This is a genomic window from Flavobacterium mesophilum (genome assembly GCF_039581405.1).
GTDB lineage: Bacteria > Bacteroidota > Bacteroidia > Flavobacteriales > Flavobacteriaceae > Flavobacterium.
In genome coordinates, this window is the sequence record NZ_JBCPXZ010000001.1 from 846777 (window position 1) to 867979 (window position 21203).

Consider the following 21203-nt stretch of genomic DNA (forward strand, 5'->3'; position numbering starts at 1 on the left):
CTATTCCCACTCAATTGTTGCAGGTGGTTTTGAACTAATATCGTAAACTACACGATTCACGCCTTTTACTTTATTGATGATGTCATTTGAAACTTTCATCAAGAAATCATATGGTAAATGAACCCAGTCAGCCGTCATACCGTCTGTAGATTCAACAGCTCTAAGCGCTACTACTTTTTCGTAAGTACGCTCATCACCCATTACACCAACCGAGTTTACAGGAAGCAAAATTGCTCCAGCCTGCCAAACTTTATCGTATAATCCCCAAGATTTTAATCCTTCGATGAAAACTGAATCTACATCTTGCAAAATTCTAACTTTCTCTGGCGTAATATCTCCTAAAATTCTAATTGATAATCCAGGTCCTGGGAAAGGATGTCTTCCTAATAATTCTGGATCTATTCCTAATGAAGCACCAACTCTTCTTACTTCGTCTTTGAAAAGCATTCTAAGTGGTTCAACAATTTTTAATTTCATGTAATCTGGCAATCCACCAACGTTGTGGTGCGATTTAATGGTAGCCGATGGTCCTTTTACAGATACAGATTCGATAACGTCTGGATAAATTGTTCCTTGCGCCAACCATTTTACATCTTCTAATAAGTGCGATTCATCATCAAAAACTTCGATAAATACACGACCAATTGTTTTACGTTTTGTTTCAGGATCACTGATTCCAGCTAATTCACCAAGGAAACGATCTCCAGCATCAACACCTTTTACATTTAATCCCATTCCTTTGTATTGATCTAATACGTTTTGGAATTCGTTTTTACGTAAAAGTCCATTGTTAACGAAAATGCAGTATAAGTTTTGTCCGATTGCTTTGTTTAATAAAACCGCCGCTACAGTAGAATCAACTCCTCCAGATAAACCAAGAACAACTTTGTCGTTTCCTAACTTTTCTTTTAATTCTGCTACCATTTCTTCTACGAAAGCATTTGGAGTAAAGTTTTGAGGAACTTCAGCGATTTTCACTAAAAAGTTCTCCAACATTTTTGCTCCTTCTGTAGAGTGGTAAACCTCTGGATGGTATTGAATTGCATAAGTAGTTTCGCCTTCAATTTTGTAAGCTGCATATTCTACGTCATGCGTACTCGCTAATTTTACAGCATTTGTTGGAAGCGCTTTGATACTATCGCTGTGGCTCATCCAAACTTGGCTGTTTGGTGAAACTCCGTCAAAGAAAGTTTCATTTTCTTTAATATAAGACAAGTTAGCTCTTCCGTATTCTCTTGTGTTTGAAGCAGCAACTTCTCCACCACTAAAGTGTGCTAAATATTGTGCTCCGTAACAAACAGCAAGTAAAGGCATTTTACCTCTAATTTGCGATAAATCAGGATGTGGCGCATCTTCTCCTCTAACAGAGAAAGGGCTCCCTCCTAAAATTACGGCTTTATAACTTGATAAATCACTTGGAATGTGATTGTAAGGAAAAATTTCGCAGAATATATTTAATTCGCGAACTCTACGCGCAATAAGCTGAGTATATTGCGATCCGAAATCTAAAATAAGTACGTTGTGTTGCATGCGCAAAAGTACTTTTTATATTTGAAATTGAAAAATCGGAACGTTGAAAAAAAAATATTTTTTTTTCAACGTTCCGATTTTAGGTTCAAAGAGACAAAGTGACAAAGTTTCAAAGGTAAAATTCAAAGACATCAACCTTTGTAACTTTGTCACTTTGTAACTTTGTCACTCTAAAGAAAAACCATTTTCAAAAAAAACTCGTATCTACAGAAAAACCCATTAAAAATTAATCATGAAATCAAAACTTATTGCCTTGACAGCTTGCTTGTCATTTTTTTTAACTTCTTGTGATGCTGTCGATGACTTATTGACTTTCACAATTTCGAACAATGCTTCAATTACAATCAAAAGCACGTCGCCTATTAATTTGCCTTCGGAAATTATCACGCCAGAAGTAACTACCAATTCATCTGCCGAATTTGACAACAATAAAACTAAAGCAAGTTTGGTAAAAGATGTAAAGCTGAAATCACTAAAATTATCAATTTCAGATCCATCAGACAAAACGTTTACATTCTTGAAATCAGTTCATTTGTATATTTCGACAACAAATTCTGATGAAATTGAATTGGCATACCAAGACAACATCAACGCAACAACAAACGCAATTGATTTGATTTGTACCGATAAAAAACTAGATCAATACATTAAAGCAGACAGCTACAAAATTAGAACCCAAGTTACCTTGAAGGAAACATTAACTAAAGATGTAACGGTAAAAGCAGATATGAAGTTTAAAGTTACAGCTGATCCGTTTTAATCTTTAAGGGACAAAGTGACAAAGTAACAAAGGTTCAGAGCAAACGAAGCTTAAAAAACTTTGTCACTCTGAACCTTTGTTACTTTGTCACTTTGAAAATCACTCTTTTGTAACCACAATCGAAGCCTTAAATCCTGCAGCGAGATTGTCCCAATAGTCATTAGTCACCAATGCGCCTTTATCGTCGTAAACTTGAATTTCGGCAGTGTTTCCTCCAAGACTTCCTATATTTAGGGCTTCAAAATCTAACTTATTGAATCCGTCGGATAAATTAATTTTCACTTCTTTAAAATTAGCATCCAAAAATATCTGATCTCGGATTACTGCATCATTATTAGACACTTTTACCAAATCGCCATCGATTGCTCCGAAATCTCGAAACTTGACAATAAAATATTGCGATTTTGTCTTGAAATCTCCTAAAGAAATATTCTTTTTCACCAATGTTCCTCTTCCTTCACGAAGTCCAGCATCCTTTAAGGCTTTATCCAGATCTTTTTCCATTTTGGCTACATAACGATCCCCAGGATTAGCAAATTGACTTTCAGTCGACATGGTAAATTTGCTTTTTTCTTCTCCTATCTGAAATTTAGATTTTGTCGTTAATTGCGTATTATCGTACACATTTGGCGTTTTGATACTTGGAACATCAGATGTTGGAGCAGGATCATTCAAATCTGGCAAATCTGGAGCTGGTATCTTTTTTGGTTTCGCATTAAATTTTGGAGCAGGAATACTCTTGAATTTAGTGCTAAATTCGTTTTGAGCTGATAGTGTTGCAGCAGTAAAAAATAATATGAAAAATAAGATGTGCTTCATTGAAAAAATTTTATCGACTCGGCCTGTATAATTTTTGCAAAATATTTTAAGTGTAGAGCAAAAATAATATAATTTGTTTACGCACTTCCACTTTAAGTATTTTATAACAATAATTTGGGCAAATTTTTAGAATCAAAAAACCTGCCAAATACTTTTTGCTTTGCAAAAAATAAATTTCAATTTTATCCTCAAGCCTCAGAAGCAAATTCCAACGACTCATTTTTAAAAATACTTCTTTTTTCTTTCAAAATAAAATTCAGAATTTTGATTATTAACAACTTATCCTTAACTTGAAGTCTTTAATTACCATTTAAAACTACAAGAAAATGGATTATATAGATTATTATAAAGTATTAGATGTCACAAAATCTGCCACTGAAGCCGAAATCAAAAAAGCCTACAGAAAATTAGCTCGCAAATACCATCCCGATTTAAATCCAAATGACAAGGAAGCGGAGAAAAAGTTTAAAGAAATCAACGAAGCAAATGAAGTTTTGAGCAATCCGGAAAATCGTAAAAAATATGATAAATACGGGAAAGACTGGAAACATGCTGATGAATTTGAAAAAGCAGGTTATGACCCAAATCAGCAACAGCAACACTATTCAAGACAGCAAAGCGGACAAGATTTTTCAGGCTTTGGAGGTGATTTTTCGGGAAGTGATTTCTCAGATTTCTTCAATTCTATGTACGGATCAGGAAGAAGCAGAAGTCAATCCAAATATAGAGGCCAAGATTTCAATGCCGAATTACAACTTGATTTGGCATCGGCATATACCACACACAAACAAAATTTGAGTGTTAATGGTAAAAATATCAGAATTACAATTCCTGCTGGCGTTGAAAATGGCCAGATCATAAAAATTCCGGGGCACGGCAGTCCCGGAGCAAACGGCGGACCAAATGGAGATTTGTATATCACTTTTCAAATTTCTAATAATTCTGATTTCAAAAGAGATGGAAACAATCTCTACTCCAATGTTGATTTAGACTTGTACACTGCTATTTTAGGAGGTGAAATCAGCATAAAGACTTTTGATGGAAAAGTAAAAATAAAAGTCCCAGCCGAAACACAAACGGGAACAAAAGTGAAACTAAAAGGAAAAGGCTTTCCTATCTATAAAAAAGAAAATCAATTTGGCGATTTGTATGTGACTTACAACCTCAAAATCCCAACCAAATTATCTGAAAAAGAAAAAGAATTATTTGCAGAATTAGCTAAACTTAGAAATCATGGCCAGTAAAAATTTGATTCAAATAAAACAATTTTGTCTGTATCACGAAATTGAAAATACTTTCATAAAAGAGCTCAACAATTATGGTTTGGTAAAAATTATTTTTGAAGAAAATGATGAATACTTAGAACCGGAACAATTGCCAACAATCGAAAAAATGATGCGCATGCATTACGATCTAAATATCAATATGGAAGGAATTGATGCGATTTATCACTTGTTGAACAAAATCGAAATTTTGCAACAACACTTGACTAATACGCAAAACAAACTCCGAATTTATGAAGAAGAAAATCTTTAATGAAACACGAATTTACTTTCAAAATATCACAAAAAAGAGCAATTTTCTTCGGGATTTCAACCGAAAACGATTCTTTTTGACGCGCTTATTTTATAAATTGCAACGCATTAATTAACCTGAATTGTTTTTAAAAAACCATCAAAAACAATTCGAAAAAAAACTCAAAATGAAAAGAGAAAACATCTTGACAGGATCACCTTGGGAAGACAAAATGGGATATTGCCGTGCCGTAAGAATTGGCAATATTATTGAAGTTTCGGGAACTGTTGCAATCGTTGACGGCGATAAAGTAAAAGCCGATGACGCTTACGCACAGACCTATAACATCATTGAACGCGTTGAAAAAGTTTTAGAAGATTTGAACGTTGGAATAAAAGATGTTATCAGAACTAGAATTTTCACTACAGATGTTTCTACTTTCGAGGAAGTTGCCAGAGCGCATTCGGCTTTCTTTAAAGATGTAAAACCTACAACTGGATTTTATGAAATCAGCAAATTAGTTGCTCCTGAATATTTAGTTGAAATTGAATTTACTGCTGTTGTTCAGTAATTTTTTATAGCCACGAATTTCTCGAATTACACTAATTATTTTTTTATTGTCATCTATTAAAAGATTAAAAACGATTATTTTCTCTTTTAATTCGTGAAAATTGGCGAAATTCGTGGCTAAAATATTTTTACTCTTTAATGGCTTTCCAAAATCCCAAACAATTCCTGATCGACCTATTCAAATGGATTCTCATTTGTGTCTTAATCGGTATATTTTCAGGATCCGCTTCAGCATTTTTCTTGGTTTCTTTAGAATGGGTTACGCAATTCAGAATTGCACATGACTGGATTATTTGGCTTTTGCCAATTGGCGGATTATTGGTTGGTTTGAGTTATTACTATTGGGGAGAATCTGTTGCAAAAGGGAATAATTTATTGTTGGAAGAATATGAAAATCCACAGCAAGTAATTCCGTTTAAAATGGCACCTTTAGTTCTTTTAGGAACTTTGTTGACGCATTTATTTGGAGGTTCTGCAGGACGCGAGGGAACTGCTGTACAAATGGGAGGTGCAATTGCAGATCAGTTTACAAAATTCTTCAAACTAGATAATTCGGAACGCAAGATTTTAATTATCCTTGGAATTAGTGCAGGTTTTGCATCCGTTTTTGGAACACCTTTGGCAGGCGCAATTTTTGCTTTGGAAGTTTTGTATTTCAGCAAAATCAATCTTAAAAGCATTATACTTTCTTTTTTAGTCGCTTATGCCGCTTATTTCACAGTTGAGTTTTGGAAAATAAAACATACACATTACAGTATCCCTGTTGTTCCAGAACTTACTTTCAGCAATTTATTTTACACCATAATTATCGGCCTTTTATCTGGTTTTGCTGCTTTATTATTTGCAAGAAGCACGCATTTTTGGAGTTCACTTTTTTCAAAAAACATCAAATATCCGCCACTTCGCCCTGTTATTGGCGGTGTTGTTTTAGCTATTGCCATTGCTGGTTTTGGATTGACAAAATTCTCAGGACTTGGAGTTCCTGTAATTGTTGATTCATTTTCGAATCCAAACGAATGGTATGATTTTCTATTAAAAATTCTTTTTACCGGATTTACTTTAGGAGCTGGTTTTAAAGGCGGTGAAGTAACTCCGTTATTCTTTGTTGGCGCGACTTTAGGAAGCGCTTTGTCAACCATAATGCCAATGCCAATTGCACTTTTGGCCGGAGTTGGATTTGTGGCTGTTTTTTCTGGCGCGACCCACACTCCTATCGCCTGCACGATTATGGGAATGGAATTATTCGGAATCGCACCTGGAATATTTATCGCCATCGGATGTACAATTGCTTATTTTTCTTCGGGCTCTGTTGGTATTTACAAATCGCAAATTGTCAAAGGCGCAAAATATAAATTGTACCAAAGATTGCAGAAAAAAGAATTAGAACATCTTTAAAAAATGAAATTCCAATAATAGAAATTCTAAATTCCAAACTGATTTAAAAACTTCAATATTGAAATTCCAAATTCCAAAACTGAAGTGAATATTACAAGAATAAAACTCAAAATTTCCAAGCCAAACTGATCACTTAAAAAAACTTAGCACTGAATACTGTGACTGTGACTGTGACTGAACACTGTGACTGCGACTGAATACTAAAATTATTTCAGCATTACATTAAAAAAATGTAAATTCGCACACTATGAAAATACAAGATATACAAGCGATACAATTGTTGCTTGCTGCCCCAAAGAAAATTGCAATAATTCCGCATAGAGGCCCAGATGGAGATGCCATGGGATCAACCTTGGCCTTATACCACTTTTTAATAAAAAACAATCATCAGGCAACTGTAATTGCGCCTAATGATTTTCCAGAATTTCTGGCCTGGCTTCCAGGTTCTGATACTGTAAAAGTATTTGAAAAAGATACTGAAAACTGCACTAAAATTTTAGAAGAAGCAGAGGTGATTTTCACGCTTGATTTTAACGCATTTCATCGAACAGGCGAAATGGAGCATACTTTAGCAAAACTCACCGTTCCTTTTGTCATGATCGATCATCATCAAAAACCTGATGATTATGCGACTTATATGTACTCTGACACTTCATTTGGATCAACATGTGAAATGGTTTACAACTTTATTTCTTTCTTAAATAAAAAAGAAGATATTGACAAAACCATTGCAACATGTATTTACACGGGAATTTTGACCGATTCTGGTTCATTTCGTTTTCCAGGAACTACAGGAAACACACACCGAATTATTGCCGAATTAATTGACCTTGGTGTTGAAAATACGCAAATTCCTGTTTTATTATTTGACAACAGCTCATACAGCCGTTTGCAATTATTAGGACGTGCGTTGCAGAATATGAAAGTTTTTGAAGCACACAAAACGTCATATACTTCGCTCACTCAAGATGAATTAGATTCATTTGATTATGTAAAAGGCGATACCGAAGGAATAGTAAATTATGGCCTAAGCATAAAAGGTATTGTTTTTACTGCTATTTTTATCGAAAATAAAGACGAGCAAATTATCAAGATATCTTTCCGTTCGCAAGGCGGTTTTGATGTTAACCAATTTGCCCGAGATCATTTTAACGGTGGAGGCCATAGCAATGCCGCTGGTGGAAAATCTCTATTATCAATGGAAGAAACTTTAGCTAAATTTGAAGATTTAGTGTCTAAACTTACAATATAACTGAATATGAAATATTTAAAAATCAGTATTTACATGCTCCTTTTTACTGTTTTGCTTTCGAGCTGCAAACAGCATGAAGAAGCCAGAAGACCGCTTTCAAGAGTATCAGGGACTTTTATGAAAAAATCGGCTGACCGAAATAAAAAGTTAGTTGCCAATGAAGAAGAAGTCATCAAAAAAATCATCAAAAGCAATCCGAAAGTAAAATATTACGCAACACGAAAAGGATATTGGTTTTCTTATGATGAAAAAAATCCAACTGAAACTCAAACGCCTAAAAAAGGAGATATTGCTTATTTCAATTTAGAAATAAAAGATATTCAAGGCAATGTAATTTATTCAGAAGCCGATCTTGGACCACAAACTTATTATGTTGACAAACAAGATATCATGATGGGATTGCGCGACGGTATCAAATACATGCACAAAAATGAAACCGTTACCTTTTTATTCCCTTCACATATCGCTTACGGGTACCATGGAGACAATAAGAAAATTGGACCAAATGAATCGTTAATGTGTACCGTAACGTTACGCAATTTTGTTCCTGATCCTACAGCTCCAAAAGTTGCAGCTCCTGCACAACAAACCACTCCAATGGAAGTTTCTGCTGGACAAACTCCAAAACCCGCTACACCAAAACCAGTCGCAGCAAAGCCTGTTGCTCCAACTAAAAAAGATACAGTAAACCCATAAAAAAAACATTTTAGAAATGAAAAAAAGTATTTTATTATTACTACTAGCCGTTACTTCTCTTTATTCATGCAAAGATGAACACAGTAATTTGCCTGATGGTCTATACGCCGATATTGAAACTAACAAAGGACATATAATCGTTGAATTAGATTATAAAAAAGCCCCTATTACTGTAGCTAATTTTGTTACATTGGCAGAAGGAAAAAACGAATTTGTTACTAAAGATTACAAAAAAGGAAAACCTTTTTACGATGGACTAAAATTCCATAGAGTTATTGAAAATTTCATGATTCAATCTGGAGATCCAGAAGGAACAGGATCTGGAGATACTGGATATAAATTCAAAGACGAAATTACCGATTTGAAGTTTGACAAAGCTGGAGTTTTAGCAATGGCAAACAATGGCCCTGGAACAAACAGCAGCCAATTTTTTATTACACATGTTGAAACGCCTTGGTTAGAAGGAAGACACACTATTTTTGGTCATGTAGTTGATAAAGGACAAGAAGTAGTAAACCAAATCAAACAAGACGACACAATCGTTGCAATTACGATTATCAGAAATGGTGAAGCGGCAAAGAAATTTGATGCAGTAAAAGTATTTCACGACTATTTTTCTGAAATTGAAAAAGAAAGAAGCAAATATGCTGGTGTTCAAAAAGAAAAAGTGGCTTACTATGCTTCAATAAAACCAAAAGCTACTAAAACACATTCAGGTTTAGAATTTGTTATTACTGAAAAAGGATCTGGGAAAAAACCAGCGACTGGATCTCAAATTTACATTCACTATGCAGGTTTCCTAGAAGATGGAACATTATTTGATTCAAGCATTGCGGATGTAAATAAAACTTTTGGAAAATACGATAAAGCTAGAGATGAACAGCATGGCTACCAACCAATTCCATTTCAAGCAGGAAGAAAAGACGGTTTGATTCCTGGATTTATCGAAGGAATCGAACAACTTTCATTTGGAGATAAAGCGGTTTTATTTATTCCGTCTCATTTAGCTTACGGTGCAACTGGAGCTCCAGGAGTTATTCCGCCAAATGCTAATATTATTTTCGAAATTCAATTATTAGAAAAACCACAATAATAAATTATACATCGACTTAAATTCGAAACAAAATGAAATTTAAATTTCTAGTATTATTTTGCTTGGCTTTAGTAAACTTGCAAGCTCAAACAACAAAAAAGCCTGTAGCAAAACCAAAAGCACCTCAATCAAAAGTTGCTCCGGCCAAACCTGCTGCAACAGCAAAACCAGTTGTTCCTGAAGATCCGAACAATGGTATTTTTGCAACGATTTCGACTACCAAAGGAGATATCGTTATTTCTTTATTATATAAAAAATCACCTCTTACGGTAGCCAACTTTGTTTCATTGGCAGAAGGAACAAATCCTAATGTAAAAATAGAAAAACTAAAGGGTAAGCCTTTTTATGACGGATTAAAATTTCATCGCGTAATCAATGATTTCATGATTCAAGGAGGAGATCCAGACGGAAATGGTTCTGGTGGCCCTGGATATTCATTCAGAGATGAATTTAGCCCTGATTTAGTATTTGATAAAGGCGGTATTCTTGCAATGGCAAATTCTGGTCCAGCGACAAATGGAAGCCAATTTTTCATTACGCACAAAGACACTCCATGGTTGACTGGAAAACATACTATTTTTGGATATGTTGTTTCGGGAATGGACAACGTTAATAAAATTGTTCAGGATGATGTCATGACAAAAATTACTATTACACGCAAAGGTGCTGAGGCACAAAAATTTGACGCTGTAAAAGTTATTGCTGAAGATGCAAAAAAACAAGAAGCAAAAAAATTAGAAGATCAAAAAGTAATCGCTCAAAAAGCGGCTTATTTTGCAACAACAAAAGCTAAAGCAACTACAACTGCATCTGGTTTAAAATATGTAATTACACAAAAAGGAACTGGTGTAAAAGGAGCTGAAGGATCAACAATTTATTTCCACTATGCTGGATATTTTGAAGACGGAAATCTTTTTGACAGCAGTATGTCAAATGTGGCAAAAGCATACGGAAAATATGATGCCAATAGAGATGCACAAGGTGGCTACAAAGCTTTTCCTTTTACAGTTGGTAAAAAAGACGGGATGATTCCTGGTTTTCTTGAAGCATTAGATATGATGACTGACGGTGAAAAAGCGATTTTCTTTCTTCCTTCAAATTTAGCTTATGGAGAAAAAGGTGCTGGAGGCGTAATTCCACCAAATGCAACTTTGATTTTTGAAATTGAGACTTATAAAAATCAGCCGGTTAAATAATTAACACCAACGATTTATAAAAAAACTAAAACCATCAAAGCGTTTGTTTTGATGGTTTTTTCTTTTCAATCCCATTCTGATTTTCTGATAAATACGCAATTTACGAATCCAAAACACCCATAAAACAACATTAAAACTAACGTTTAAGTACAATTTCTGCCAAATCACAAACAAAATAGCTTACCTTTGCCGGCCTTAATTTTTAAAACCGGAATTTCCAATGTCACAAAACAATGTATTAAAAGGAGTTTTTTTAGTTGCTTTAGGAGCTACAACTTACGGAATGCTAGCCACTTTTGTAAAAATGGCGTATTCTGAAGGATATACAACTGCCGAAGTAACCACTTCACAATTTGTTTTAGGAATAATTGGAATCCTGATCATCAACACATTCCAGAAAATAAAAAATAAAGGAACTGCCGTAAAAGCTTCTTCAAAAAACATCGCAAGCTTAATGCTTGCCGGAACATCGTTAGGGATGACAAGTTTGTTTTACTATTTGGCTGTAAAATACATTCCGGTTTCAATTGGAATCGTTTTATTAATGCAAACAGTTTGGATGGGCGTTTTGCTTGAAATGATTTTAGAAAAAAAATTGCCTTCAAAGCAAAAAGTTACGGCTGTTTTTATTGTGCTTATCGGAACAGCATTGGCTACAAATCTTATTCATGCAGATTTCAAATTGGATTGGAGAGGAATTGTTTGGGGACTTTTGGCCGCGGCATCTTTTACTACAACCATGTTTACTGCAAATCGTGTCGCTACTGAAATTTCTTCGGCACAACGAAGTCTATACATGCTTTTGGGTGGAGCTGTAATTGTTTTTTCTTTTGCTTTTGCAACCCAAGTGGGTACATTTAATTTGGGTATTTTCATGAAATGGGGAATTGTCTTGTCTTTATTTGGAACAATCATCCCTCCTATGCTTATGAATGCTGGTTTCCCATTAACAGGAATTGGCTTAGGAAGCATCGTTTCTGCTCTCGAACTTCCTGTATCGGTGACAATGGCTTTTATTCTTTTAAATGAAAAAGTAATCTTTTTACAATGGGTTGGGATTGCCTTAATCATTCTTGCCATAATTATTATGAATGTAAATTTTAAGGCAAAAAAGTAAACGTTTTTACAAAGCTTTAAAAAAAAGTCTCTTGTAATGCAATAATTGTTAATTTTTTTATAAATTCGTGATATACAACAAGATATCATGAAACAACCTTGGCATTTATATTTAATGGCTTCTTTATATATACTTGCTGGCATCAATCATTTCAGGAAACCAGGAATGTACATCAGAATCATTCCTCCCTTTTTTAAAAACCCCAAATTAATAAATAACTTAAGTGGATTTGCCGAAATTATATTAGGCATACTCCTAATGCTTTCTTTTACAAAAAATTTTGCTGCATGGGGAATTATTGCATTGCTAATTGCCGTATTTCCAGCCAACTTGTATATGTACCAAAATAAAAAAGCGAGTTTTAATTTACCAAAATGGATTTTATTTGTACGTTTGCCCTTACAAATTGTTTTGATTTTTTGGGCATACCAATATACCCTTTAACAATCGAATCTATTAATTTTAAATTACTTAATTATGAAAAAATTATTTGCAGAGTTTTTTGGAACATTCTGGTTAGTATTTGGAGGTTGCGGAAGTGCCATTTTTGCGGCCGGAATTCCTGATTTAGGAATTGGATTTGCAGGAGTTGCTTTAGCTTTCGGTTTAACGGTTTTAACAATGGCTTATGCTGTTGGACACATTTCTGGAGGACATTTTAATCCTGCAGTTTCATTTGGATTATGGGCTGGCGGAAGATTTTCAGCCAAAGATTTAGTACCATACATCATTGCACAGTGCGTTGGAGCAATTGCTGCCGCAGGAACTTTGTACACGATTGCTTCTGGAAAAGCGGGTTTTGCAATTGACAATACGAAAGCTGGCGCATTTGCATCAAACGGTTTTGGTGCTTTTTCTCCTGATGGCTATTCTTTGCAATCTTGTTTTATAGCTGAATTTGTACTGACTTTATTTTTCCTTTTAATTATTCTAGGTGCAACAGATAAATTCGCAAACGGAAGATTTGCTGGGATCGCAATTGGTTTGGGTCTAACTTTAATCCATTTAATTAGTATTCCAATTACAAATACTTCTGTAAACCCTGCGAGATCTTTATCGCAAGCGATTTTTGTTGGAGGAGAACCATTATCTCAAGTTTGGTTGTTCTGGGTGGCACCAATTTTAGGTGCTGTCGTAGCTGGATTTATCTATAAAAACTTGCTACAAAATCAAGACGAAGCCTAATTTTCATTTCACTAAAAACATTTATAAATTTTAAAAAATTAAATATGGAATTTTTATATTTCTTGCTTATTGGCGCAATTTCAGGATGGCTTGCTGGCCAAATATGGAAAGGTGCAGGTTTTGGTTTAATTGGTAATATTATCGTCGGAATTATTGGTGGTTTTATTGGCGGATGGATCGCCGGAAAACTCGGTATTGGCGGAGGCGGACTCCTGTGGCAAATTCTGATTGCCGTTGGAGGTGCATGGGTACTGCTTTTTATCATCAGCCTAATCAAAAAATGATAAGACATCAGCAATAAATTAATTACCTAATATCTTATAAAGAGAAAAAAGATTCATTGTGAACTTTTTTCTCTTTTTTATTTTTAAACAAACCAAAAACATAATTCATTAAATTTGAGCAACTACACTATTGAATTATGAATGCAATAATTGATTATTTCAGCACAATTCCCTCTTCACATCGAAGTCTAATTTTGATTGGAGGCATCACTCTTTTTTGGTTGATTGAAAATGCCTTTCCGCTTTTTCAAATGCAATATAAAAAATGGCATCATGCGGGCATCAATATCTTTTTTACATTGACAACCATTATCGTCAACTTTGTTTTGGCATTTATTCTAATCAAAACCGCAGCTTGGACAACCGAAAATCATTTTGGAATTCTAGAATGGCTTCCAGAAATTCCGATTTGGCTTTACACCATTATGGGTCTGCTTTTGTTAGATTTAATTGGTGCCTATATGGCTCATTTTGTCCAACATAAAATAAAATTTTTATGGCGTTTTCATTTGATTCATCATACAGATACTTGGATCGACACAACTTCAGCAAATAGACATCATCCAGGTGAAAGCGTAATTCGGTTTATTTTTACCACTTTAGGCGTTTTGATTGTCGGAAGCCCAATGTGGATGGTTTTTCTGTATCAATCATTATCTGTAATAGGTTCACAATTCAATCATGCCAATATTTCGCTTCCAAAAAAACTGGATGTTTTTCTGAGTTATTTTATTGTTTCGCCAAATATGCACAAAGTACATCACCATTATGTACTGCCCTATACAGATAGCAATTATGGGAACATTTTTTCGATTTGGGATCGCCTTTTTGGAACTTTTACCACCTTGCCAAAAGATCAATTAATTTATGGAGTAGATACCCATATGAAGCCCGAAGAACACAACAAATTGGGAAATTTATTGCAAATTCCGTTTCAAAAATCGAGATCGATAAAAAACAGTTAAAATCAGTAAAAAAAAATACCTCGGCGAACCAACTAATTATTTTTTTTATTAATATTGATATATAAAATGAAAATCAATCTATTAATCATTAACCTCTATTTTGAATTAATTTTCACGAGATGAAAAAGAGTAGCCGCAAAGAATTGAATTGGGAACAAACAGAAAGACTTGTTTCGTTAGCTTTAGAAGAAAAAAATCCATTTGAAATTATAAAAAAAGAATTTGGATTAGCAGAAAAGGAAGTTCTGGAAATCATGAAGAAGAAAATGCCTCTTGAAAAATTTGAGATGTGGAAAAAGAAGGCAATAGCAAATAAGCCAAAACCTAAACCAGTCAAAATTGATGACTTCGACGAAGACTTGGACGGAAAATATTACATAAAGAACAAACTAGACTAATAGAAAACTCCTGAAATTCAGGAGTTTTTTTTATTTTTATATATAAATGTAACAATTTGATAATTTAGAAGTCAAATACACATAACTAAACGCGAACAAATGAAAAAAATAATTTACACCTTAGCTCTTGCTGTAACATTTTGGAGCTGTAAAACGGGAAGTACATCGGGAGATGCAAAAAGCAAAACTGTTGATGTCAACATTAATCTAGTCGATGTTAAAGATGACAAAGTCTTGGTAACAGTAACGCCTCCTGCAATCAAAACAGATGAAGTGATTTACAGTATCCCAAAAACAGTTCCTGGAACCTATTCAACAGACAATTATGGTAAATACTCTGATGGTTTTAAAGCTTTTGATGCCAAAGGAAATGAGCTGACTGTAAAAAGAATTGACGATAATTCTTGGTCAATTTCGAATGCAAAAACACTTAAAAAAATCACTTATTTAGTTGGAGATACTTTTGACACTGAAAAAGGTACTGGATTTGGAAATGATGATGTGTTTTCGCCAGCGGGAACAAACATCAATGCCGGAGTAAACTTTATGGTGAATACACACGGTTTTGTTGGTTATTTCCAAGATAAATTAGACGTACCATACAAAGTTACGATTACACATCCAGAAACGCTTTGGGGCGCAACTTCAATGACAGATACAGACGACAGCAAAACCAGCGATGTTTTTACAACGCCTCGTTATGCCGTTTTGGTTGAAAATCCAATTATGTATTCTAAGCCAGATTACACGACATTCAACGTAAACGGAATGGATATCTTGATTGCGGTTTATTCTCCAACTGGAAAATTTACAGCGGAAAGCATTACGCCTGAAATGAAAACTATGATGACGGCGCAGAAAAACTTTTTAGGAAAAATCAATTCTACTAAAAAATATACTGTTTTATTGTACTTGTCAACTCTTGCAAAAGATGATGCACATGGTTTTGGAGCTTTAGAACATCCAACAGCAACAACAGTAGTTTTGCCAGAATCTATGCCAAAAGAAAAATTGGTTGAATCAATGAAAGATGTGGTTTCGCATGAGTTTTTCCATATTGTAACGCCATTGACAATTCACTCAAAAGAAATTCAGTATTTTGATTACAATGCACCAAAAATGTCTGAGCACTTATGGATGTACGAAGGTGTAACGGAATATTTTGCGAATCTTTTCCAAATCAATCAAGGTTTGATCGATGAAGCAGAATTCTATACTAGAATTGCTGATAAGATCGAACAAGCAAAAGGCTTAAACGATACGATGTCATTTACTGTAATGAGTAAAAATGTATTGGAGCAACCTTATAAAGACCAATATTTGAATGTGTATCAAAAAGGTGCGTTGATCGGTATGTGCATTGATATTATCATTAGAGAAAAAAGCAATGGAGAAAGAGGAATTCTTGATTTAATGCACAAATTATCAAATGAATATGGTATCGAAAAACCATTTAACGATGAGGAACTTTTTGCTAAAATCACACAGTTGACTTATCCGGAAGTTGGTGAATTCCTAAACAAATATGTAGCTGGAACTACTCCAATTCCTTATGATTTTTATTTAGCGAAAGTTGGTGTAACAAAAGCAAATGAGAAAAAACCAGGGCCAATATTCTTGAAAGGACAAACTCCTTATATTTCTGTTGACAAACAAACTAAAGAAATTGCTGTTCGCTCTGACATCCAACCAAATGAATTTTTCAAAAATCTTAATTTGAAAGGTGGCGATATTATTGTTTCAATAAATGACAAGCCATACTCACTAGCAAATATTTATGATTTAATTGGAGAAAGTGAAAACTGGAAAGAAAACGATCCAATTACAGTAAAAATCAAACGTGCTGGAAAAGAAGAAACTATAAAAGGAACAGTTAAATTGCCTTATGAAGAATCTGAAACTTTTAAAGCTACTGATGCTTCAAAAGACAAACTTAAAAATGCATGGTTGAAAGGGTAATTCTTTCATCTTTTATAAAATAAAAAACCGACAAGTGATTGTCGGTTTTTTTATGTCAATTTGCAGAAGAAAACAAGAATTTCAAGATTTGATTTGGTTTACGTGGCTTCGATTTCGCTCAGCCTGACAATCCGAAATTCAACTTCTTTCTTCTATATTCTATATTCTTATTTCTTCACAGGAAATTTCCAGTCAAACTCATCTTTGTCATTGATGATCGCTCCTATTTCGAATTTTACTACTTCATCAAATTCGGTTTGAAGAATAAACCAGTTGTCTTCGTTGAAATAATTCTCAAAAGTATCAAAAGTTTCTTGATTGAATTTTGTAATTCCTTTTGTTGCCAGATCTTTCTTAACATCAGCAATTTTTCTTCCGATTAATTTAAATCCGAAAACTTCTAGCTCATTACTTGAAGCTACTGCGTAACCAAATTTAAAATCTTCTTCTTGATAAAAAGTCAATCTGATTTTATGTGCATTGTACACAAAAATCACATTTTCATCTTCATCTTTATAGTTTTTATCAGGTTTTCCTAAAACAGCCGTTACATCGTTCTGTTTCATTCCGAAAAGTAATTTGTCAATTCCTGATTTTAGATTTATTTTCATATTTCGTTTTCTTTGTTTGAAGTGCAAATTTCGTGAAGTTTTTTGTTGTTTCGGTACGAATTGCACAAATTTTCTCGTATTTAAATTATACTACTTTCGCGAAAGACCTAACTGGTTTTAAAAACCTGTTAGGTCTCACAACACATTTAGTTTTGATAATTCTTTTTATTTGGTTTATTACTCATATAGAAAGTAATTTTTCCACCATTCATTACATCTTCATGCTTCAAGAAAGGTTTTGAAAGTTCTTTTCCGTTTAAAAGCACTTTTGAAACAAATACATTTTTATCCGATTGATTAACTGTTGAAACTTCAAAAGTTTTTCCGTTTTCTAAATTGAAAACCGCATTTTTCACCAATGGACTTCCTAAATCATATTCATCAGAACCTGGCGCAACTGGATAAAATCCTAAACTGCTAAAAATATACCAAGCACTCATTTGTCCAAAATCATCATTTCCGCCTAAGCCATCAGCTCCATTTCGGTACATTTTTTTCAAGATCATTCTGATTTTATCTTGTGCTTTCCAAGGCGAATTTGTCCAATTGTATAAATAAACAACGTGATGCGAAGGTTCATTTCCATGAACATAATTCCCTATGATTCCGTCTCTGGTAATATCTTCTGTATTTTCAAAATATTTATCTGGAAGATGCATGTTGAATAATGAATCCAAACGAACGCTAAATTTGTCGTTTCCGCCCATCAACTTAATCATTGCTGCAGGATCTTGCGGCACATACAAACTGTAATTCCATGAATTTCCTTCAATAAAACCTTGTCCGTGCGTGTCTAGCGGATCAAATTCTTTTTTGAAAGTTCCGTTGTTTAATTTCGGACGCATGAATCCTGTTTTTTCATCATAAACATTTTTATAGTTTTTCGATCTTTCGATGAATTCATTATAAATGTCTGTTTTTCCTAATTTCTTTGCTGCTTGTGCGATCGCCCAGTCATCATAAGCATATTCCAATGTTTTTGAAACCGAAGAACCGTTTTTATCCTCAGGAACATAACCCATTTTCATATAATATTCCAATCCGTCGTAATATGGAACTTTTGCTGTATTGACACACGCTTGAAGGGCTTTTTCGGCATCAAATTTTATATTCCCTTTTACAATGGCATCAGCAACTACAGAAACAGAGTGATACCCAATCATACACCAATTTTCATTAGCATAATGCGACCAAACTGGAAGCATTTTATGTACACTTTGATCAGAATGTGCTAACATTGAACTTACCATATCAGCATTTCGAGTTGGCTGAATGATATTAAAGAAAGGATGCAAAGCTCTATAAGTGTCCCACAGCGAATAACTTGTATAATTAGTAAAGTTCTCTGCTTTATGAACATTCATATCTAAACCTTTATAATTATGATCTAAGTCCATATATTCTGTCGGACCAAGAAATGCATGATACATTGCAGTATAAAAATTCACATAATCTTCTTTTTGAATGGCTTCAATCTGAATTTTGTTCAATTCATTGTTCCAAATTTCCTGACTTTGTTTTTTTACTTTTTCGAAATCCCAACCCGGGACTTCTTTTTTCATATTTTCCAAAGCTCCTGTCGAACTTACTGGTGACAATGCCATTTTAATTTTGATTTTCTCGCCTTCTGCAGTATCAAAATCAAAGAACAATTTTAGGTTTTGTCCTGCCATTTCTGGGAAGTTTTTCGTTTGATCAAATCTTCCCCAAAAACCTCTGTAAACACTTTTTTCTTGAGCCGCTTGTCCGTAGCTTTTTATTGGTTTGCTGAAAGACATTGCAAAATAAACCGTTCTGGTTCTCGCCCAACCATTTGTCTGACGATAGCCTGTGATCAAAGTATCATTTTCAACACGAACAAACGTCCAGACATTTTTCTTGTCATAGTTATAAATTCCCGAAGTCAAATCTAAAATAATATGTGCATCATCTGCCTTTGGAAAAGTATATTGATGCATTCCGACTCTTGTTGTTGCGGTCAATTCGGCTTTAATTTTATGATCTTCTAGAAAAACACTGTAATACGCTGGTTCTGCTTTTTCTGTAGTATGCGAAAATACCGAACGATAACCAGACATCGGTTTTGAAGCCACTCCCGGATTCAATTGCAATTTTCCTGTCGTTGGCATAATTAGAAAATCACCTAAATCTGAATGTCCTGTTCCACTGAAATGAGTATGACTGAAACCAACGATTGTTTTGTCTTCGTATTGATAACCTGCACAATATTTATACACTTCTCCATTGTATTTTCCATTCAAACTATAAGCGATCGTATCGGTTTCTGGACTTAGTTGCACGCTTCCAAAAGGCACAGTCGCTCCGGGATAGGTGTGTCCCATTCTGGCAGTCCCAATCATTGGATCAACATATTGAATTAGGTTTCGTTTTTCAGTGGCCTTTTTTTGTGCCGTTGCATTGAAAGCAAACATCAAAAATGAAAATCCGAAAAGAAGGCTTTTGCAATTTATTCTATTCATTGGGTATTTTTTTAATTATATTTTTCCAAAAAACATAAGATAATCGCTAAAACGATTTAATTGATTTTTGGTTTAGAAAAATACAATAAAATACGCTTTTAAAAAAAATAAATTTATGCTGTGTGAAGCAGTTTTAAATATCTTTACCGTTTAAAATCTTAAAACAAGAATAGATCAACGTTTACTATTGAAAAATAGATAACTAGTTGTAAATTTCAATAGAAATAAGAATACAACCAAAATGAACTTAATTAATCAATTTTTACGAACTATGAAAAAGTGCATGTCAATAATTTCATCAATCTTAGTGAGCACTATAATTTATTCTTGCTCTCAAAAAAAAGAGAAGACAGACACAAACTTGAAAGAATATTGTGAGATTATTTTTAAATCAAATAAGAAAAATGTTTATGTCGATAATCATTACAGTTATTCAGAAGAATTGGTTAAGCAGAAAAATGGAAAATATGAAAAAATAGAAAAGAAGTTAACCTTCACTAAAAAAGAGTGTGACAGTTTAGCAAAATACGCTTACCAAATTATAAAAAATCCAACTCTCTCTCATACAATATTAACTTGTGGAGCTGGCGAAAACATTTCAATCGAAATCAGTTATTGCGGTACAAGTATTGCATGTAAATATTCGTCAATAGAAAGCTGGTCTACATTATCAAATGATAACAGAAAACTATATAACATTTTAAATTCCAAAACTGCAATCCCGAAATAAAACACTCGTATTACAGTTACGAATTAATCATAATTTACCTTTCAAACTCTCTTTCACCTCATCAAACCATTCATTTCTCAGAATGCTTAATACAATAGAATCACGGCGCAAATCGCTGTCTCGTGTTGGCATATTGCTTCTTAGGATGCCATCAACTTTACAGCCAATGCTTTTCATCGCGGCAATACTTCTTTCGTTATTATTGTCAGCGCGGAATTCTACTCTTTCCATTCCCAAAGTTTCGAAAGCAAATTGAAGCAATAAAAATTTACAGTGTTTGTTCAGTCCCGTACCTCTAAAAGCAGATCCGTACCAAGTGTAGCCTAATTGCAGCGTTTGAAATTCAAGATTGATGTCGTAAAAACGCGTAGAACCTGCGTATTTTTGAGATTTTTTATCGAAAACTATGAAAGGAAATTCTTTTTTCGATTCTCTTGCTTTGATTGCCAATTGAATGTAGTTGATCAAATTTTCTTTTCCTTCGGCACCAACTAATGAATATTTCCAAGTTTCTGGCTCGTTGATTGAAATTTCTAAGAGATTTTCAACATCTGATTCTTGAAGCGGGCGCAACAAAACGAAATCATCTTCTAAAATTATATTGTCTGAGAAACTGAAATTTGAGGCTGTATCCATTTACTATATTCT

Annotated in this window: 22 protein-coding genes; 17 read left to right on the plus strand and 5 right to left on the minus strand. The window is 34.0% G+C overall.

Annotation, left to right across the window (positions count from 1 at the left end):
- Positions 1-1530, minus strand: a complete 1530-nt coding sequence (gene guaA, locus AAYQ19_RS03555; RefSeq protein ID WP_144214717.1) for a glutamine-hydrolyzing GMP synthase — start codon at positions 1528-1530, stop codon at positions 1-3.
- A gap of 232 nt (positions 1531-1762) precedes the next feature.
- Here guaA and AAYQ19_RS03560 point away from each other — a divergent pair, with 232 nt between their 5' ends.
- A complete protein-coding gene (locus AAYQ19_RS03560; RefSeq protein ID WP_343533905.1) occupies positions 1763-2290 on the plus strand; it encodes a hypothetical protein in 528 nt (175 codons plus the stop codon).
- Positions 2291-2389: 99 nt separating this feature from the next.
- On the opposite strand, the gene AAYQ19_RS03565 is transcribed toward AAYQ19_RS03560, so the two are convergent.
- On the minus strand, positions 2390-3109 hold the full coding sequence (locus AAYQ19_RS03565; RefSeq protein ID WP_343533907.1) for a hypothetical protein: 720 nt from the start codon (positions 3107-3109) through the stop codon (positions 2390-2392).
- Between the two features lie 326 nt (positions 3110-3435).
- Between AAYQ19_RS03565 and AAYQ19_RS03570 the strand changes: the two genes are divergently transcribed.
- The 15 genes from AAYQ19_RS03570 (at position 3436) to AAYQ19_RS03640 (ending at position 16734) form a co-directional block, all read left to right on the plus strand.
- The gene (locus AAYQ19_RS03570) at positions 3436-4353 is read left to right on the plus strand and encodes a DnaJ C-terminal domain-containing protein (RefSeq protein WP_343533909.1); all 918 of its coding nucleotides are present in this window, start codon (positions 3436-3438) and stop codon (positions 4351-4353) included.
- Positions 4343-4645, plus strand: a complete 303-nt coding sequence (locus tag AAYQ19_RS03575) for a chaperone modulator CbpM (protein ID WP_343533911.1) — start codon at positions 4343-4345, stop codon at positions 4643-4645. The genes AAYQ19_RS03570 and AAYQ19_RS03575 overlap by 11 nt, the downstream gene beginning before the upstream one ends.
- 166 nt (positions 4646-4811) lie before the next feature.
- Positions 4812-5195 (plus strand): RidA family protein, encoded by a 384-nt coding sequence (locus AAYQ19_RS03580; protein WP_035648901.1) that lies wholly within the window; start codon positions 4812-4814, stop codon positions 5193-5195.
- Positions 5196-5332: 137 nt separating this feature from the next.
- Positions 5333-6589, plus strand: a complete 1257-nt coding sequence (locus tag AAYQ19_RS03585; RefSeq protein ID WP_343533917.1) for a voltage-gated chloride channel family protein — start codon at positions 5333-5335, stop codon at positions 6587-6589.
- A gap of 247 nt (positions 6590-6836) precedes the next feature.
- Positions 6837-7841 carry a DHH family phosphoesterase gene (locus tag AAYQ19_RS03590; protein WP_343533919.1) on the plus strand — a complete coding sequence of 335 codons (1005 nt, stop codon included), beginning with the start codon at positions 6837-6839 and terminating at the stop codon, positions 7839-7841.
- Positions 7842-7847: 6 nt separating this feature from the next.
- Complete coding sequence (gene gldI, locus AAYQ19_RS03595; RefSeq protein WP_343533921.1) at positions 7848-8537, plus strand: gliding motility-associated peptidyl-prolyl isomerase GldI; 690 nt, start codon at positions 7848-7850, stop codon at positions 8535-8537.
- A 16-nt stretch (positions 8538-8553) separates the two neighbouring features.
- Entirely contained in the window at positions 8554-9630 is a 1077-nt protein-coding gene (locus AAYQ19_RS03600) for a peptidylprolyl isomerase (RefSeq protein WP_343533923.1), read from the plus strand.
- Positions 9631-9662: 32 nt separating this feature from the next.
- The gene (locus AAYQ19_RS03605; protein WP_343533925.1) at positions 9663-10826 is read left to right on the plus strand and encodes a peptidylprolyl isomerase; all 1164 of its coding nucleotides are present in this window, start codon (positions 9663-9665) and stop codon (positions 10824-10826) included.
- Between the two features lie 220 nt (positions 10827-11046).
- A complete protein-coding gene (locus tag AAYQ19_RS03610) occupies positions 11047-11943 on the plus strand; it encodes an EamA family transporter (RefSeq protein WP_343533927.1) in 897 nt (298 codons plus the stop codon).
- A gap of 87 nt (positions 11944-12030) precedes the next feature.
- On the plus strand, positions 12031-12387 hold the full coding sequence (locus AAYQ19_RS03615) for a DoxX family protein (RefSeq protein ID WP_343533929.1): 357 nt from the start codon (positions 12031-12033) through the stop codon (positions 12385-12387).
- Positions 12388-12420: 33 nt separating this feature from the next.
- A complete protein-coding gene (aqpZ, locus tag AAYQ19_RS03620) occupies positions 12421-13128 on the plus strand; it encodes an aquaporin Z (RefSeq protein ID WP_343533931.1) in 708 nt (235 codons plus the stop codon).
- Positions 13129-13172: 44 nt separating this feature from the next.
- Positions 13173-13412: a GlsB/YeaQ/YmgE family stress response membrane protein gene (locus tag AAYQ19_RS03625; protein ID WP_111286841.1), complete on the plus strand. Its 240-nt coding sequence runs from the start codon at positions 13173-13175 to the stop codon at positions 13410-13412.
- A 137-nt stretch (positions 13413-13549) separates the two neighbouring features.
- Positions 13550-14377: a sterol desaturase family protein gene (locus tag AAYQ19_RS03630; protein ID WP_343533939.1), complete on the plus strand. Its 828-nt coding sequence runs from the start codon at positions 13550-13552 to the stop codon at positions 14375-14377.
- Positions 14378-14496: 119 nt separating this feature from the next.
- Positions 14497-14775: a DUF2805 domain-containing protein gene (locus AAYQ19_RS03635; RefSeq protein WP_115886476.1), complete on the plus strand. Its 279-nt coding sequence runs from the start codon at positions 14497-14499 to the stop codon at positions 14773-14775.
- Between the two features lie 99 nt (positions 14776-14874).
- The gene (locus tag AAYQ19_RS03640; RefSeq protein ID WP_343533943.1) at positions 14875-16734 is read left to right on the plus strand and encodes a M61 family metallopeptidase; all 1860 of its coding nucleotides are present in this window, start codon (positions 14875-14877) and stop codon (positions 16732-16734) included.
- 167 nt (positions 16735-16901) lie between these two features.
- On the opposite strand, the gene AAYQ19_RS03645 is transcribed toward AAYQ19_RS03640, so the two are convergent.
- Together AAYQ19_RS03645 and AAYQ19_RS03650 are read right to left on the minus strand one after the other, a co-directional pair.
- Complete coding sequence (locus AAYQ19_RS03645; RefSeq protein ID WP_343533945.1) at positions 16902-17345, minus strand: hypothetical protein; 444 nt, start codon at positions 17343-17345, stop codon at positions 16902-16904.
- A 146-nt stretch (positions 17346-17491) separates the two neighbouring features.
- Positions 17492-19825: a GH92 family glycosyl hydrolase gene (locus tag AAYQ19_RS03650; RefSeq protein WP_343533947.1), complete on the minus strand. Its 2334-nt coding sequence runs from the start codon at positions 19823-19825 to the stop codon at positions 17492-17494.
- Between the two features lie 283 nt (positions 19826-20108).
- Here AAYQ19_RS03650 and AAYQ19_RS03655 point away from each other — a divergent pair, with 283 nt between their 5' ends.
- Positions 20109-20555 carry a hypothetical protein gene (locus AAYQ19_RS03655; protein WP_343533949.1) on the plus strand — a complete coding sequence of 149 codons (447 nt, stop codon included), beginning with the start codon at positions 20109-20111 and terminating at the stop codon, positions 20553-20555.
- Positions 20556-20582: 27 nt separating this feature from the next.
- Here the strand turns inward: AAYQ19_RS03655 and AAYQ19_RS03660 are convergent, their stop codons facing one another.
- A complete protein-coding gene (locus AAYQ19_RS03660; protein ID WP_343533951.1) occupies positions 20583-21191 on the minus strand; it encodes a GNAT family N-acetyltransferase in 609 nt (202 codons plus the stop codon).
- Between the last annotated feature and the right edge of the window lie 12 nt (positions 21192-21203).

Bases quoted from the DNA above. Each gene is read 5' to 3' on its own strand.
- guaA (WP_144214717.1), bottom strand. From the start codon at position 1,530: ATGCAACACAACGTACTTATTTTAGATTTCGGATCGCAATATACTCAG.
- AAYQ19_RS03560 (WP_343533905.1), top strand. From the start codon at position 1,763: ATGAAATCAAAACTTATTGCCTTGACAGCTTGCTTGTCATTTTTTTTA.
- AAYQ19_RS03565 (WP_343533907.1), bottom strand. From the start codon at position 3,109: ATGAAGCACATCTTATTTTTCATATTATTTTTTACTGCTGCAACACTA.
- AAYQ19_RS03570 (WP_343533909.1), top strand. From the start codon at position 3,436: ATGGATTATATAGATTATTATAAAGTATTAGATGTCACAAAATCTGCC.
- AAYQ19_RS03575 (WP_343533911.1), top strand. From the start codon at position 4,343: ATGGCCAGTAAAAATTTGATTCAAATAAAACAATTTTGTCTGTATCAC.
- AAYQ19_RS03580 (WP_035648901.1), top strand. From the start codon at position 4,812: ATGAAAAGAGAAAACATCTTGACAGGATCACCTTGGGAAGACAAAATG.
- AAYQ19_RS03585 (WP_343533917.1), top strand. From the start codon at position 5,333: ATGGCTTTCCAAAATCCCAAACAATTCCTGATCGACCTATTCAAATGG.
- AAYQ19_RS03590 (WP_343533919.1), top strand. From the start codon at position 6,837: ATGAAAATACAAGATATACAAGCGATACAATTGTTGCTTGCTGCCCCA.
- gldI (WP_343533921.1), top strand. From the start codon at position 7,848: ATGAAATATTTAAAAATCAGTATTTACATGCTCCTTTTTACTGTTTTG.
- AAYQ19_RS03600 (WP_343533923.1), top strand. From the start codon at position 8,554: ATGAAAAAAAGTATTTTATTATTACTACTAGCCGTTACTTCTCTTTAT.
- AAYQ19_RS03605 (WP_343533925.1), top strand. From the start codon at position 9,663: ATGAAATTTAAATTTCTAGTATTATTTTGCTTGGCTTTAGTAAACTTG.
- AAYQ19_RS03610 (WP_343533927.1), top strand. From the start codon at position 11,047: ATGTCACAAAACAATGTATTAAAAGGAGTTTTTTTAGTTGCTTTAGGA.
- AAYQ19_RS03615 (WP_343533929.1), top strand. From the start codon at position 12,031: ATGAAACAACCTTGGCATTTATATTTAATGGCTTCTTTATATATACTT.
- aqpZ (WP_343533931.1), top strand. From the start codon at position 12,421: ATGAAAAAATTATTTGCAGAGTTTTTTGGAACATTCTGGTTAGTATTT.
- AAYQ19_RS03625 (WP_111286841.1), top strand. From the start codon at position 13,173: ATGGAATTTTTATATTTCTTGCTTATTGGCGCAATTTCAGGATGGCTT.
- AAYQ19_RS03630 (WP_343533939.1), top strand. From the start codon at position 13,550: ATGAATGCAATAATTGATTATTTCAGCACAATTCCCTCTTCACATCGA.
- AAYQ19_RS03635 (WP_115886476.1), top strand. From the start codon at position 14,497: ATGAAAAAGAGTAGCCGCAAAGAATTGAATTGGGAACAAACAGAAAGA.
- AAYQ19_RS03640 (WP_343533943.1), top strand. From the start codon at position 14,875: ATGAAAAAAATAATTTACACCTTAGCTCTTGCTGTAACATTTTGGAGC.
- AAYQ19_RS03645 (WP_343533945.1), bottom strand. From the start codon at position 17,345: ATGAAAATAAATCTAAAATCAGGAATTGACAAATTACTTTTCGGAATG.
- AAYQ19_RS03650 (WP_343533947.1), bottom strand. From the start codon at position 19,825: ATGAATAGAATAAATTGCAAAAGCCTTCTTTTCGGATTTTCATTTTTG.
- AAYQ19_RS03655 (WP_343533949.1), top strand. From the start codon at position 20,109: ATGTCAATAATTTCATCAATCTTAGTGAGCACTATAATTTATTCTTGC.
- AAYQ19_RS03660 (WP_343533951.1), bottom strand. From the start codon at position 21,191: ATGGATACAGCCTCAAATTTCAGTTTCTCAGACAATATAATTTTAGAA.